This is a genomic window from Herbaspirillum autotrophicum, from assembly GCF_001189915.1.
In the GTDB taxonomy this organism is placed as follows: Bacteria; Pseudomonadota; Gammaproteobacteria; order Burkholderiales; family Burkholderiaceae_D; genus Herbaspirillum; species Herbaspirillum autotrophicum.
Map to the genome: position 1 here is coordinate 1 of NZ_LFLS01000017.1, position 14,850 is coordinate 14,850.

A 14,850-nucleotide genomic window follows, 5' to 3' on the forward strand; every position below is an offset into this window, starting at 1 on the left:
GGGTCAATGCGATGGCCTGTGCTATCGGCACCAATCTGAAATTTTTTTCGTCCGCCCGACCTGCTGCAATACGCCCGTATGATTTCATTTTTTGAAATTCCCGCCAATAGTTTGAGTCGCTGCCTGTGGCTTCCTGCTCACTGGCAGTCAGCCATGTCCATCAGAATTCTTCCGGCGACGTCTGCGGTCTCCGTAAACAATCCTGTTATTGCTAGGACGACGACGCCGCGCCAAATCCCCAAACTATTTTTTGTATTTGCAAAAAATCATGCCCGCCGGACGGCTGCCGCCACCGCACCATGCCCGTCACGATTGCCGGGCCGGATTCAACTCAGAATAAGAACGCCGCCCGGCAGCGTGCGCGCATGTAAATCGAAAGAATGCTGGATTTGCAGCAAGGCGGCATCCAGTTCGGCAATCGCAAAGCGGCCGCTGACAGCACTGTTGCGTACCGCATCGGCCAGCAACACCACGCGCCCGGCGCGATAACGGTTGATTTCTTCCAACACCTGCGCCAATGGCGTTTGCTGAAAAATCAGTTGCCCGCGCCGCCACGCCGAGACCACCGTGGTATCGATGGCGGCGATGCCGCTGATGGCGGCAGCGTCGTAAACCGTTTGCTGACGTGCCTGCAATACGCGACTGCCGGCAGGATGTTCAACCCGTACCGAGCCCGCGATACACGTCACGCATACTTTATGTTCCCAACGACGTACTTCGAAGCGACCGCTGTCGGCCATGCTGCGGCCGTTGCCGGCGCTGATGCTGAAGCCGCGTCCGGGGCTGGTCACATCAATTGCCGCCTCACCCGCGATCAGTTCCAGACCGGTAGTATCGCCGCCCGCCGATTGCCGGCGCGCGCTGGTTTGTGTATTGAGCGTGACGCTGACCCGATCTGCCAGCCGCAGTTCTCGCTGTTCGCCGGTGGCAGTGCGGTAATCCGCATCCCACTCGCTCCATGCCGGCCATAAACCGAGCGGCGGATAGATGACTGCCGCCACCGCAGTCGATGCCATGCCCGCTGCGGTGCCCAGAAATGCGCGGCGTCCCATGCCCGGCTTGCGCAAACTGCGTTCATGAAATGCTGCCGCCTGCGGATCGCTGCGCAGCAAATCGCCAATCACCGGCGGCAGCATTTGCCATTGACGCTTGGCTTCGTCCAGTGCCTGCTGATGGGCCGGACTGCTGTGCTGCCAGCGCTTGAAGGCTTGCGCATCCCACTGCGTTGCACTGCCCGAGGTCAACCGCCGCAACCACATGCGCGCCTCGTCCTGCAACGCGCGGGAGGCAATGGCGAGATCATCGGTGGCGGACTCAGATTTCTTCATGGTGTTGCGGATGACGACTCAAATAGGGTGCCCAAACAGGCAGTGGTTCATGATGAAGACGTTTGTCACGGTATAAATCCCCCGACTATTTTTTGTGCCGCGCAATTCGCGCGGCACAGTAGTCGTGGGCAATTTTCAATTCATGCTCTACGGTGCGCAGGGAAACGCCCAGCCGGGCCGCCACTTCTTTTTGCGGCAAGCCTTCCCAGCGCACCAGTATCAGGATTTCGCGGCGACGCGCCGGCAAGCGCTGCAACACGTTCATCAGCGCCGCCATCTCTTGCCGGTCTTCCAGCCGCTGCTCGGGGCCCGGGGTCAGATCAGGCAAATCGAGCAAGGCCTCGATTTCACCGCGCGGCAACACCCGGCTCTGGCTGCGCTGCTGATCCACTGCGATATTGACCGCCATGCGCAGCAAGAAGCTGCGCGGATCCAGTATCGGTCCCTGTTGCTCCAGACGCTGCAAGCGCAGCCAGGTATCTTGCAGCGCATCGCCGGCCAGGTCGTCACTGCCGAGGCGACGACTGAGGCGACGCTTCAGATCGCCATAACGTTGGGTCAGGAAATTCAACAGGACCGGACGCACATCTTCAGACATCGTCAGCGCCCCTCACCGCATGCCTGACCGCCGGCGTGCGGCAGCATCAGCATGGTCAACGGCTGCGCCAGCCCGGCCGGCGGCGGCGTCATGTGCAGCCGTTGCAAGCTGGACAGCAACGCGGCATCACGCTGTCCGTCACCGGTCGAACTCAACAGGCGGGCGTGATAAACCCGGCCGGCGGAATCAACATTGAATCGCAGCAACGCGCGATAGGTGCCGGGCATGGCGTCGGGGGTATTGCACAATGCTTGCCAGACTGCGACTTGCGCGGCGCCGTCAAAGGCCGCCAGGCGCTCGCGCTCCGCCGGCGCCGGACTGGCCGCAAGCGGCACCGGCAATACCGCGCCTTTCAATACAAAGGTCACCACATTGCCACTCACCACTTCGCTGGCGCTCAGTCCGGTATCCGTCAGCAACAGCCGCAGAGCGCTCTTGCTATCGTAATTGCCATGTACCGGCGCCGACCGGCGACCGGCTGCCAATGCGCTGGCAAACACCGCCGCCCGGCCGGAAACCGATGCATAGTGGTCGAGCGCAACCGCCAGCGACTGCGCCGGGATATCGTAGGTCTGCAAATCCGACTGATCGTTCTGTCCCGAAGGCGAGGAAGGTGTGGCGGCGACATCGGCAGCACCGGGCGTAGTGGCGGCCAATGCCAGACCGGACAACAGACACAATGCGGCGACCGGAAAAAGCAGGTAGTCAGCAGTGGGGCGCGACGCCGCTATCGCTTGCGTATCCCCGGCCCATGCGCAATGCCCCGGCCGGGACAATGCGGCCGGGTATACAACATGGGAGGCAGTACGCTGGGCAAAGATAGGACACCATTCTTAAATGTGGCATATTGGCATCCATATATGACCCCATCGTTACACGTGTTTTGGCCGGCGCTGTCCGACAACCGGCGTTGCAGGCGACAAACCACCGGCGAATAGCGTAACATCGACGACAACGCAAACCCGCCGGGAATGACGTCAATATGCCGTCCGTGGGTATTTTCCGTGCATCGCCGGTACTTTTTTGGGAGCCTGTTTTCAGTTGAATCACAACATCTGCTTAAACCATCGCCATCCGCGCACACCGGTATCCAATGGCAATCAGGGAGCGCCGATTGTCGCCGGCCGCCGCTGACAGCACGGCGGGTAATGCCGCCACGCTCGAACTGGATCAGACCTCGACGCCGCCACAGCTGAACGTCGGCGGCGACTGGACGCTGGCCAACTATCGCAGCTTGCAGCGGCAAATCGCGGCGTTGCGCGCGCCGCTGGCCGCTACTGCCCGCATCAGCTTTAGCCGACTGAGCGCGCTCGATACTGCCGGTGCCGCCCTGCTGACCGATCTGATCGGTGCCCAACGCACACTGCAACTGGCGCAAACCGAAGACGGCCTGCCGCCGGCATCACAGTCGTTACTGACCACGGTGGCGCAGGCCCTGGCACAATCGCCGCCGACCGCACCGCCGGTCAAGCATTCCTGGGCCAGCGACGTGCTGGAACGCATCGGCGCCGCCATGCTCAATCTGCGCGCCAACATCATCGCGCTGCTGGGCTTCACCGGTCTCACCCTGCAAACACTGGCCGGCAGCGTGCTGCGCCCTTCGCGCTGGCGCCTGACCGCGGTCGTGGCCCAGATCGAACAGACCGGCCTTGACGCGGTACCCATCGTTGCCCTGCTGACCTTCATGGTGGGCGCGGTGATCGCTTTTCTCGGCGCCACGGTACTGGCCAATTTCGGCGCCAGTATCTATACCGTGGATCTGGTGGCGTTTTCCTTCTTGCGCGAATTTGCGGTGTTGCTGACTGCGATTCTGATGGCAGGCCGCACCGCCAGTGCCTTCACCGCACAAATCGGCTCGATGAAAGCCAATGAAGAAATCGACGCGATCCGCGCTCTCGGTCTCGATCCCATGACTCTGCTGGTACTGCCGCGCGTGCTGGCACTGCTGGTGGCGATGCCGGCGCTGACCTTCATCGCGATGATGTCCGGCATGCTGGGTGGCGCCATGGTGTGCGCGCTGACCCTCGATATCAGCCCGACCATGTTCCTCACGCTGTTGCAGCAAGATGTCGGCATCCGGCATTTCATCCTCGGCATCGCCAAGGCGCCGCTGTTCGCTTTCGTGATTGCCTTGATCGGCTGCCTCGAAGGTTTCAAAGTCAGCGGCAGCGCGCAGTCGGTCGGCGAGCACACTACCTCCAGCGTGGTGCAATCGATTTTCCTGGTGATTTTGATTGATGCGCTGGCGGCGCTGTTTTATATGGAGATGGGATGGTAACCCCGGCTACCGGACAAGCGGCCTCGGATGCCATCATCGATGTCCGCGGCCTGACCAATCGCTTCGGCAAACAGACCGTCCACGATCAGCTTGATCTGCAAGTGCGGCAAGGCGAAATCCTGGGCGTGGTGGGTGGTTCCGGCACCGGCAAATCGGTACTGCTGCGCAGCATCGTCGGGCTGCAACCGCCGACCGCCGGCAGCGTGCGCGTGTTCGGTCAGGATTTGTCGCAATTGCCGGCGCAACAGCGCTCGCGTTATGAACGGCGCTTCGGCGTCCTGTTCCAGCGCGGCGCCTTGTTTTCTTCGCTGACCGTGTTGGAAAACGTGGCCTTGCCGCTGATCGAATACAGCGGATTGACGCGGGCGGAAGCGGAACATCTGGCGGCAGTCAAACTGGCGCTGGCCGGCCTGCCGCCCGAAGCCGGCAACAAATATCCGGCGGCGCTGTCGGGCGGCATGGTCAAGCGTGCGGCACTGGCGCGCGCCCTGGCGCTCGATCCCGACATCCTGTTTCTGGATGAGCCAACCGCCGGCCTCGATCCGATTGGCGCTGCCGCGTTTGATCGCCTGATCATGACCTTGCGCGACGCGCTCGGCCTGACCGTATTTCTGGTCACCCACGATCTCGATACGCTGTACGCCATTTGCGACCGGGTGGCGGTACTGTCAGCCAAAAAAGTATTGATCGTGGCCGATATCGATACCGTCGCCGCCACTGCCGATCCCTGGGTCCAGGATTATTTTCAAGGGCCGCGCGGACGCGCAGCCAGCAAGGCAGCGCTCTCGCTGCAGGAGAAACATTGATTATGGAAACACGCGCTCATCATGTCCTGATCGGACTGTTCACCGTGCTGGTAGCGGCTGCTGCCGTGCTGTTCTGTCTGTGGCTGAACAAATCCAGCGGCGACAAGAATCTCAACTATTACACCGTGGTCTTCAATGAAGCCGTCAGCGGTTTGTCCAAAGGCAGCCCGGTACAGTACAGCGGTATCAAGGTCGGTGACGTCGTCGGACTGACGCTCGATCCGCAAGACCCGCGCAAGGTGCTGGCCCGCATCCGGGTCGAAGGTAACATTCCGATCAAGCAGGATACCGGGGCCAAGCTGGCGCTGGCCGGCATTACCGGCACCTCGCTGATCCAGTTGACCAATGGTTCGCCGCAAAGCCCGAAACTGGAAAGCAAGGATGACCGCGATCCGGTGATCATCGCCACGCCGTCACCGCTCAATGCGTTGCTGGCCAACGGCGAAGACGTGATGACCAACGTCAATGACGTGCTGCTCAATGCCAAGGAATTTCTGGCGCCGGAAAATGCCCGCAATCTGCACCAGACCTTGCAACACCTGGAACAGGTGACCGGCGCGCTGGCGGCGCAACGCAACAGCCTCGGCGACCTGGTGCAACAAATCAGCAGCGCCACCCGCCAGGCCAACAGCGCCATGCAGCAAGCCAATCAGTTGCTGTCGCATCAAGGCACTGACGCCATGAACAACATGCAGCAAGCGATGAGTTCGCTGGCCGCCAGCAGCAAGCAGATCGAACAGATCATCAGCCAGAATCAGGGGGCGCTCAACGGCGGCGCGCAAAGTATTGCCGAAATCGGTCCGGCGATTGCCGAGTTGCGCACCACGCTGGCATCGGTGCGCGCCATCAGCCGCAAACTGGAAAACAATCCCGGCGCTTATCTGCTCGGCAAAGACAAAATTCAGGAGTTCCAACCATGAGCCATACTTATTTGCGCACGCTGTCAGCCGTCTGCGCTCTGAGCCTGACGGCGGCCTGCTCGATCTTGCCAACCTCGGAACCGGTAGCAATCTATCGCTTGCCGGCAACCCCGGCTGCCGCCCGGACCAGTACCGGCAACGCCATCGACGGTGCCGCCGGTGCGCGCTCATTGCGCATCCTGACGCCCTACGGCAGCCGCGCCGTCGACAGTGAACGGATTCTGGTATTGCCGCAAAACAATCTGGTGCAGTCCTATGCCGGCGCACGCTGGAGCGACCCGGCCCCGGTCTTGTTGCGCAACCGTTTGCTGCAGGCATTTACTGCCGATGGCCGCATCCGCTATTTGTCGAGCGATGACAGCAATGTGCTGACCGATCAGGAACTCGGCGGCGACCTGCTTGCGTTCCAGAGCGAATATCGCAACGGCGCGCCAACCGTCAACATCCAGTTCAATGCACGACTGATTGACAGCGCCAGCCGTCGCATCATCGCGGTACGCAGTTTCAATGTCAGTCAGCCGGTATCGGGGGTACAAACGCCGCAGGTGGTCGACGCCTTCGGTCAGGCCAGCGATGTTCTGGCAGCCGATGTGATCAGTTGGGTGACGGCACTGCCGGCGGCCGGCGCGAAGAAATAAGCGTCGCCGGCAATCAGCGCGAAACCGGACGCGTCGGAAAGATCAACGCCGGCGTCGCCTCGGCCAGCGTGGCGCAACCGGACAGCGCCATGGCGATTTCAAGTTCGTCACGCAACAACCGCAAGATGTGCGCCACCCCCATGGCGCCGGCATTGCGCAAACCGTAAACCACCGGACGTCCGATCAAGATCGCATTTGCACCGAGCGCCATAGCTTTCAACACATCGGTGCCACGCCGGATGCCGCCGTCCGCCAACACCAGGAATTCGGGGCCGACCGCGGCGCGGATGCGCGGCAATGCGGCAGCAGTTGCCGGCACCGTATCGAGCGTGCGGCCGCCATGATTGGACACGATGATGCCGGCCACGCCAGCCTGTTGCGCCAAGCGCGCGTCATCTTCATGCAAAATGCCCTTCAACAGCACCGGCAAGCGCGTGACCGATTGCAGCCAGGCGATATCATCCCAGGTCGGTGCCGACGTCATCAGGCTATCGAACAGCGCGCTCTGACCAGCCGCCAGCGGACGTGCCGGGAATGGCGACAAGCCTTGCAGATTGACCGCACTGACACCGGCCGGCAAGCTGAAGCCGGCGCGTCGTTCGCGGTCACGCGCCCCACTGCAGGGTGCATCCACGGTCAACACCAGTGCTTCATAACCGGCATCTTCAGCACGCCGGATCAGTGTTTGTGTAAAAGCGCGGTCATGTTGCAGATAAAGCTGGAACCACAATGGCCCGCGCTGCGGCTGCGCCAGATAAGCATCGGCAATGGTTTCCAGCGACATGCTGGCCTGCGTGCTCAAGACCATGCCGGCACCTTGCATGGATGCCGCCAACGCCGTCGCGAGTTCGCCATCGGCATGCGCCATGCGCTGAAATGCCACCGGCGCCAGCAAGATCGGATGTGCCAGTTCGCGGCCCAGCAGCGATACGCGCGTATGCCCGCCAACCACCGAACGCAACACCCTTGGATAAAGTTGCAGCTGGCCCCATGATTCCTGATTGGCGCGCAGCGTGATTTCATCAGCGGCGCCGCCACTGAAATAGGCCAGCGCATTGGCATCCAGATCCAGATGCGCTTGACGCTCATGGTCCGCCAGCGTCAGCAAATGCGGTGCGACCGGTATCAGCTCGGGAATCGTGCTCATGATATTGTTTTCACCCCACGCTCAGACCAAGCTCTGCCACCAGCACTGCTGCCTGCCGATGAGAAATGGTGGCACCGCGAAACAATTTGGCTTCGGTCAGTTTCAGGCCGCCGATATCGGCTTCGCGCAAATCTGCGCCTTCGAAGCGCGCCTGTTTGAGATTGGCGTCGCGCAAACTGCCGCCGACAAATACCGCCTCGCGGAAATCGCATGCAGACAGATCGGCGTCGGAAAAATCCAGTTGTAACAGACGGCTTTTGCGGAATGACATCTTGCGCAGATCAGCGCCGATCAGCAAACACTCTTCAAAACTCAGCGCCAGATAACCGACATCTTCAAAACTGGCGCCGGTCAGCTTGCAGCCGTGGTACGAGGCTGACGACAATTTGGCGCGACGCCATTTCACATTGTTCAGGTCGCAATGCCTGAATTGCGCGTCGGTCAGCACCGCCGCTTCAAAGTCGGCCTCACGGCCACGACATTTGTGCCAGCTGGTATGCGCAAGATCAGTCGCATACCAGGAAGTCTCGGCAAAACTGCAGCGATTGAAAGTGCAGGCACGCAGCACCAGCCGCGAAAAATCGGCGCCGTCAAAATCGCAATCGTCAAATACCAGCGGCGCTGTGGCTGCCGCCATCAAGACTTCCATTTGTTGCCGGTCAATCGTGGCGCCGGCAATACTGCCCGGCTCCAGTTGCAATTGCATACCGCTGTTTTCCATATGTCATCACCTGTCAGAATGGAATGCATTTTGTCACAGCGACGATCTGCGATCAGAAAAATAATCTGCATCCGTTTTTGAAACCGCTTCGTATAAGTTGGTACGCGGGCTGCATTTTGCAGACGCGTCCCACTGCAAAGGATGTGCAAAATGAACCCGATCCTGATCAAAAAGCCGTTACTGTCCGCCATGCTGGCAGTCGCCTGTATCAGCGGCGCCGGTCTGGCCCACGCCCAAATGGACAAAATGGACAATATGTCGAACGACCATGCGGTGATGGTCGGCGGCCAAAGCATGCTGCCCGCCAGGGATATCGTCGACAACGCCGTCAACTCCGCCGATCACACTACCCTGGTTGCTGCCGTCAAGGCCGCCGGACTGGTCGACACGCTCAAGGGTAAAGGCCCGTTTACCGTGTTTGCCCCGGTCAATTCGGCCTTCGCCGCATTGCCGGCCGGCACCGTGGATACCCTGCTCAAGCCTGAAAACAAGGCCACGCTGACCAAAATCCTGACCTATCACGTGGTGGCCGGCAAGCTCGACATGAAAGCCATGGTTGCCAAAATCAAGGCCGGCGGCGGCAAGGCTGAACTGGCCACGGTCAGCGGCGGCAAGTTGTGGATCATGATGAATGGCCCGCACAACATCGTCATCAAGGATGAAAAAGGCGGCGTTGCCGATATCAGCACCTATGACGTATATCAGTCCAATGGCGTGATTCAGGTGATCGACCGGGTCCTGTTGCCGAACTGATGCATGCACCGGCAAGGATTTCACCTTGCCGGTGTGTTCAACGCAGGCAACCGCCCTCAATGGCGGGCAACTCCGCTCAAGAGACAACAACGGCACTACTTTCATGACAGTAAAAGATGAATGGCGCTTTCTCACTGGATACAGTACTCTCCCTGCAGGGAAAACACGCTGAAACAGCGCTGTTTTGGACATCCACGAGGAGAATGACTATTCCGGCACCTGACGCTTCGCAATTGCAGAAATTCCTGGCCGAATGCGCGCTCGGGAATCAGCGCTCGTTCGAAGCGCTCTATCGCGCCGTCGCTCCGCAACTGCTGGCGGTCGCGCTGAAAAGCCTGCGCCGCAACGACTGGGCCGAAGAGGTATTGCAGGAGAGTTTCGTGCGCATCTGGCATAACGCCGGACGCTACGATGCGGCGCTGTCCGCACCGTTGACCTGGATGATCAACATCACCCGTAATCTGGCCATCGATCAATTGCGCCGGCGGCGTGAAGAGAGCCTGCCCGAAAGCGGTCCCGAATCCACCGATGAGCGCGCCGACGACAGCGCCGGTCCGCACGATCTGGCGCAGACGGCACAAGAAAAGGTCGCGCTTGACCGCTGTCTCGATACGCTCGAAGGCAAACAGCGGCAGTCGATCGTGATTGCTTATTTTCAGGGTATTTCGTATGCCGAACTGGCGCAGCAGATGAGCGCCCCGCTGGGTTCGGTCAAATCCTGGATACGACGTGGCATGGAGCGTCTGCGGACGTGTCTTGAATCATGAATTACTCACAACCAACATTACGCCGTGCTCTCGCAGCCGAATACGCGCTGGGCACCATGGCGCCGGCGGCACGACGCCGTTTCGAACAATTGATGCAAGATGACCGTGCGTTACGCGGAGAAGTTGCACAATGGCAGGAAGTCCTGTCTGGCCTGGGCTCCTCGCTGCCATTGAAACAGCCGCCGGAACGGGTCTGGAAAGCGATTCTGGCGCGCATCCAGCCGCATACCGCCAAAACCCCGCGTCCGCTGTGGCACTGGCTGGTCGGCGGGCTGGCGACGCTGTCACTGGTCATCAGCGTAGTCTTCACGCTGCAACCGCCAGCGGCACCGGCCTATCTGGCAGCACTACAAAACGACGCCACTGTTACCGCTTTGACAATTACTGCCCGCGGCAGCGAACTCGAAGTGCAACCGCTGGCAGCCGCACCGATTGCCAGCAATCAGAGTCTGGAACTGTGGATCGTGCCGACCGCCGGCAAGGCCATCTCGCTGGGCGTGGTGCCGACGCAGGGCAACAAGCGCATCCAGCTGACTCCGGCGCAACAGCGTGAAATCGGCGACAGTACGCTGCTGGCAGTCACGCTGGAACCGTTGGGCGGCTCGCCCACCGGCGTGGCTACCGGTCCGATTGTCTACAAGGGCTACCTGAAGACCGTGCGCTCCTGATCTGACGCTGCGGATCAACCGCAGCCGATTTTCCGCTTTTGACTGAAGCACCAGGCTCACGCCCCGGCACAGAACGACTTGCCGGGGCGTTTTACATCCTGTCGGCACCGAAATCAGCCCCACTTTGAATTACAATGTGGCCCTGACGAATTGCGGCCTGCCGCAATCCACACGTACATGAATAAATGCAGTTTTGCCGGTTTTGCCGGCCTTGCCGCGTTATTGATCTCAATGCAGCGGCATTTATGGTCTGCTGCCGAAAGCAAGGAACAGGATGATTTTCCCCCTCACCGTCAAGCGACTCGCAGAACTGCATCGTCCATTCAAAAAGCGCCTGACGCTGGCCTTCATTGCCATGATCATCACCGCCGCCACCGAACCGGTGGTGCCGTACATCTTCCAGGTACTGCTGGACAAGGGTTTTGTCGGCAAACCAAGCTTTTCGCTGTGGCTGGTGCCATTGGCGGTGATCGGCATCTTCGTCATCCGTGGCGCCTCGACCTTCACCAGTACCTACATGATGACCTGGGTGTCGACCCGCGTCCTCAATGAGCTGCGACGCCAGATGTTCAGCCGCATGCTGGATTTGCCGATCGACTTTTACGCCACCAATACGGTCGGCAAGGTGATCAACTCGATGATGTTCGAAGTGCAGCAAATCATCGACATGATCACCAAGGTATTTACCTCCATCGTCCGTTCGGCACTCACCGTGCTCGGCTTGCTGGCGTGGCTGCTGTATCTGAACTGGGTGCTGACCATCGTCACGCTGGTCTTGCTGCCGCTGATCGCGATTGTGGTCCGTACTACCGGCAAACGGCTCAAGAAACTCAACCAGGATTCGCTCGGGGTCAATGCCGAGCTGACCCAAGTCATTGAAGAAACCACCCGCGCCCAGCAAGTGATCAAGATTTTCGGTGGTCAGGATTACGAAAAGCAACGCTTCCATGAGCGCGCCGAAAACCTGCGCCGTTACACCATGCGCATGACCGGCACCTTTGCCGCCACCGTGCCGATCACGCAATTGATGACCGCCTGCGCCGTCGCCATCGTGATCGTCATGGCGTTGATTCAGTCGGGTAACGGCCAGATCACGGTTGGCGGTTTCGTCTCGTTCATTACCGCCATGCTGATGCTGCTGACCCCGCTCAAACAGCTGGCGGAAGTCAACGGCCCGTTGCAACGCGGCATGGCTGCTGCCGATGCGGTGTTCGGCCTGATCGATAAAACCACCGAACGCACTACCGGTCAGCCGTTGCAGCAACGCAGCAGTGGCCGCGTCGAATTTTCTCACGTCGGCTTTTCTTATCCGGGCCATGAACAATTGGCCTTGCGCGATATCAATCTGAGCGTGCAACCCGGCGAAACCATTGCGTTCGTCGGCATGTCCGGCGGCGGCAAGTCAACCCTGGTGAGTCTGATTCCCGGCTTTTATTCGGCCACCTCCGGTGCCATCCTGCTGGACGGTCAACCGATTGAAGAAATCTCGCTGACCAGCCTGCGCCAGCAAATCGCCATGGTCAGCCAAAGCGTGGTGCTGTTCGACGATACCCTCGCTGCCAATATTGCTTACGGCGACAACAACCCGGATCCGGCCCGGATTGACGCCGCTGTCAACGCCGCGTATCTGACCGATGTAGTGCAAGGTTTGCCGCACGGCCTCGCCACCCATATCGGCGACAACGGTTCGCGCCTGTCGGGCGGCCAGCGTCAGCGCGTGGCGATTGCCCGGGCCATCTACAAAGATGCGCCGATCCTGATTCTGGACGAAGCCACATCAGCCCTCGATACCGAATCCGAACGCGCCGTGCAGGCCGCGCTGGAACGCCTGATGCAAGGCCGCACCACGTTCGTGATTGCGCACCGGCTGTCGACCATCGAACGCGCCGACCGCATCGTCGTGCTGTCGCATGGCGAAATCGTCGAAGTCGGCACACATCAGGAGTTGTTGGCCAATAACAGTGTCTATGCCAACCTGCATCGCCTGCAGTTTTCGCAGGAAGCAGCCTGACACCATCGATGCAGCAACCGGCCCGATAATTTCAAATAAGCACGCTCACGCGCACCATAAAAGGCGACAGACCTCCATGAACCAGACCTCAGCGACCCCCATGCCAATCACGCAGACGCCCGTCGGGCGTTCGCTCATCCCGGCGTCATTGCTGCAGAAGTCGGACAAGATCTTGTTCATCGCCCATCTGGCGCTGGGCGATTTCACCTATCTGCAAAATTTCTTTCAGGCCTTCGCTGCCGCCAACCCCCATCTCCAGGTGCATTTGTGGGTCGACGAAGTACGCCGTACCGGCGACAGCAGCCAATGGCCGCATCTGAAAAAATACGCGCTGTATGACTGGGTCGCCGCCTGCCCGTTTTTTGCCAAGGTTTACAGCCAGACCTACAGCCCCGAGCTGTATCAGGAATCGATTCGCGCAGCGCAGCAGGAGCAATATCCGATTGTGGTGTCGCTGGCGACGCTGCGCCCGCATCTGTATGCCGGGCTGGCGCGCAGTATCAGCCCGCACGGTTTCGTGGTCGGCATGAAGAAGTCGGTGCAGTTGTTTCAATTGCACCATCAGCTGGCGTATCGCAAACTCGACGCCGTGATCCCGCCTTACGCCGATACCGGCAGCGGACAACATCACATCAGCGATGTCTATGCGCACTGGTTCCGCCAGCTCAGCGGGCTCGATGTGCCGCCGGCGGCGCGCTTTCCGTTTGTCGCGATTCCCGATCAATGGCAACAATACGCCCGGCAAAAACTGCAAGCCTGGGGCTTTGCGCCACGCAGCGGCAAGCTGATTTTCATCAACCCGTTTGCCAAAACCAAAAAACGCTGCTGGCCGCTGGAGCATGTAGCAGCGCTGATCGCCGCCATGCAGCGTCAGGCCCAATGGCAAGATGCCTGCTTCATCGTCAATGCGGTACCGCAAGAGCTGGCACAGGCACGGCAGGTCATCCAGAGCTATTCATTGCAGCGCACGGAACTGTTCAGTGCGGAAGACAATTTCTTTCAACTGCCGGCAGTATTGTGTCAATGCGATCTGATCATCTCGGTCGAAACTGCCGTCATGCATCTGGCCAATGCCGTGCATGTGCCGGTGATCGCGCTGATGCGCCAGAAAAATCCGGAATGGGTGCCGATCGACAGTGCCAACAGCACCGTCATCACGGCCCCGCATCGGCGTGACTGGGTCAAGGCCGTCACGGTAGAACAAGTCATGAAAGCCATCCAATGAACCAGACCGTCACCTCCCCTGTCGCTGCCGGCAGCAATGCGCAGTCCTCATTTCATATTGCGTTCTGCGTCGACAATAATTACTTCCGGGCGATGGGCGCGACCATCACCTCGATCATCGCCAATAATCCGGGGCAACACTTTACCTTCCACGTCCTGACGCTGGAAGCGTCGGCAGATCATCAGCGCCGCCTGCAGCAGCTGGAACAGATGTATCCGGTCAGTACCCAATTGCATTTGCTTGATCTGGCGTCATTCGAACAGTTCTCGCATTTCCTCGGTCATTCACATTACTCGCTGTCGATTTTCACGCGGCTGGTGATTCCCAATGTATTGCGCGACCAGACCGACCGCGTGTTGTACCTGGATGCCGACATCCTGTGCGTCAACAAACTCGATGACATGATTGCCATGGATATCAGCCAGGATATCGCGGTGGTGGTACCCGATGCGCCGGTGACCACGCAACGGCGGGTGGCGGCACTGGACTTACCGCACGCCGAGTATTTCAACGCCGGCGTGCTGCTCATCAATATCGAGAACTGGCTGGCCAATGATATCTCCGCGCAAACGCTCGATACGCTGATGAACGGCACCAAGGAAATGCGTTTCAATGATCAGGACGCACTCAACATCGTACTCAATGGCCGCGCCCGGTATATCTCGCCGCGCTGGAATTATCTGTACGATCTGATCCACGACCTCAACGTCAACAAGACCGCCATGCGCCCGGTCGGCAAAGCCGTCTTCATCCACTTCGCGGGCGCCGTCAAACCATGGACCGAATGGAGCGGCCATGATGCCCGCCTGCTGTTCCGCAAGTATCACGCGATGTCGCCCTGGGCCGATATGCCGCTCGATCAGGCACCGAAAAATACCAAGGAAATGCGCATGCATTCGCGCTTCATGTTTCGGCAGGGCAAACCGCTGGAAAGCCTGAAGTGGTATGTGAAATATCTGCAGGCGCGCCGCGCCCGCAAGTAACCAGCGC

At 59.9% G+C, this 14,850-nt stretch carries 15 protein-coding genes; 10 read left to right on the forward strand and 5 right to left on the reverse strand.

From position 1 onward, the window contains the following. Positions 1-326 precede the first annotated feature (326 nt). From AKL27_RS14225 to AKL27_RS14235, 3 genes are all read right to left on the reverse strand, one after another. On the reverse strand, positions 327-1,328 hold the full coding sequence (locus tag AKL27_RS14225; protein WP_050463509.1) for a FecR family protein: 1,002 nt from the start codon (positions 1,326-1,328) through the stop codon (positions 327-329). 85 nt (positions 1,329-1,413) lie between these two features. Continuing rightward, a complete protein-coding gene (locus AKL27_RS14230) occupies positions 1,414-1,926 on the reverse strand; it encodes an RNA polymerase sigma factor (RefSeq protein WP_050463510.1) in 513 nt (170 codons plus the stop codon). 2 nt (positions 1,927-1,928) lie between these two features. Then, the gene (locus tag AKL27_RS14235) at positions 1,929-2,606 is read right to left on the reverse strand and encodes a TonB family protein (protein WP_050463511.1); all 678 of its coding nucleotides are present in this window, start codon (positions 2,604-2,606) and stop codon (positions 1,929-1,931) included. A gap of 413 nt (positions 2,607-3,019) precedes the next feature. Between AKL27_RS14235 and AKL27_RS14240 the strand changes: the two genes are divergently transcribed. Genes AKL27_RS14240 through AKL27_RS14255 form a run of 4 tightly spaced genes read left to right on the forward strand, consistent with a single transcriptional unit; the run spans position 3,020 to position 6,568 of the window. After that, positions 3,020-4,204 (forward strand): MlaE family ABC transporter permease, encoded by a 1,185-nt coding sequence (locus tag AKL27_RS14240; protein WP_050463512.1) that lies wholly within the window; start codon positions 3,020-3,022, stop codon positions 4,202-4,204. Further along, a complete protein-coding gene (locus tag AKL27_RS14245) occupies positions 4,198-5,010 on the forward strand; it encodes an ABC transporter ATP-binding protein (protein WP_050463513.1) in 813 nt (270 codons plus the stop codon). Before AKL27_RS14240 ends, AKL27_RS14245 begins: the two co-directional genes overlap by 7 nt. A gap of 2 nt (positions 5,011-5,012) precedes the next feature. After that, positions 5,013-5,930 carry an MlaD family protein gene (locus tag AKL27_RS14250; protein ID WP_050463514.1) on the forward strand — a complete coding sequence of 306 codons (918 nt, stop codon included), beginning with the start codon at positions 5,013-5,015 and terminating at the stop codon, positions 5,928-5,930. Continuing rightward, positions 5,927-6,568, forward strand: coding sequence for an ABC-type transport auxiliary lipoprotein family protein (locus tag AKL27_RS14255; RefSeq protein WP_050463515.1), 642 nt, complete (start codon positions 5,927-5,929; stop codon positions 6,566-6,568). The genes AKL27_RS14250 and AKL27_RS14255 overlap by 4 nt, the downstream gene beginning before the upstream one ends. 13 nt (positions 6,569-6,581) lie before the next feature. On the opposite strand, the gene AKL27_RS14260 is transcribed toward AKL27_RS14255, so the two are convergent. Further along, the gene (locus AKL27_RS14260) at positions 6,582-7,715 is read right to left on the reverse strand and encodes an alpha-hydroxy acid oxidase (protein ID WP_050463516.1); all 1,134 of its coding nucleotides are present in this window, start codon (positions 7,713-7,715) and stop codon (positions 6,582-6,584) included. A 10-nt stretch (positions 7,716-7,725) separates the two neighbouring features. Next, complete coding sequence (locus AKL27_RS14265; protein ID WP_232310994.1) at positions 7,726-8,436, reverse strand: pentapeptide repeat-containing protein; 711 nt, start codon at positions 8,434-8,436, stop codon at positions 7,726-7,728. A gap of 237 nt (positions 8,437-8,673) precedes the next feature. Here AKL27_RS14265 and AKL27_RS14270 point away from each other — a divergent pair, with 237 nt between their 5' ends. From AKL27_RS14270 to AKL27_RS14295, 6 genes are all read left to right on the forward strand, one after another. Next, a complete protein-coding gene (locus AKL27_RS14270; RefSeq protein WP_157056934.1) occupies positions 8,674-9,189 on the forward strand; it encodes a fasciclin domain-containing protein in 516 nt (171 codons plus the stop codon). 203 nt (positions 9,190-9,392) lie between these two features. Next, a complete protein-coding gene (locus tag AKL27_RS14275) occupies positions 9,393-9,956 on the forward strand; it encodes a sigma-70 family RNA polymerase sigma factor (RefSeq protein WP_198155969.1) in 564 nt (187 codons plus the stop codon). After that, positions 9,953-10,624 (forward strand): anti-sigma factor, encoded by a 672-nt coding sequence (locus AKL27_RS14280; protein ID WP_050463519.1) that lies wholly within the window; start codon positions 9,953-9,955, stop codon positions 10,622-10,624. Before AKL27_RS14275 ends, AKL27_RS14280 begins: the two co-directional genes overlap by 4 nt. Before the next feature lie 274 nt (positions 10,625-10,898). Beyond that, positions 10,899-12,635 carry a lipid A export permease/ATP-binding protein MsbA gene (gene msbA, locus AKL27_RS14285; RefSeq protein WP_050463520.1) on the forward strand — a complete coding sequence of 579 codons (1,737 nt, stop codon included), beginning with the start codon at positions 10,899-10,901 and terminating at the stop codon, positions 12,633-12,635. 76 nt (positions 12,636-12,711) lie between these two features. Then, the gene (locus AKL27_RS14290) at positions 12,712-13,860 is read left to right on the forward strand and encodes a glycosyltransferase family 9 protein (RefSeq protein WP_198155970.1); all 1,149 of its coding nucleotides are present in this window, start codon (positions 12,712-12,714) and stop codon (positions 13,858-13,860) included. Further along, complete coding sequence (locus AKL27_RS14295; RefSeq protein WP_050463522.1) at positions 13,857-14,843, forward strand: glycosyltransferase family 8 protein; 987 nt, start codon at positions 13,857-13,859, stop codon at positions 14,841-14,843. Before AKL27_RS14290 ends, AKL27_RS14295 begins: the two co-directional genes overlap by 4 nt. Positions 14,844-14,850 lie beyond the last annotated feature (7 nt).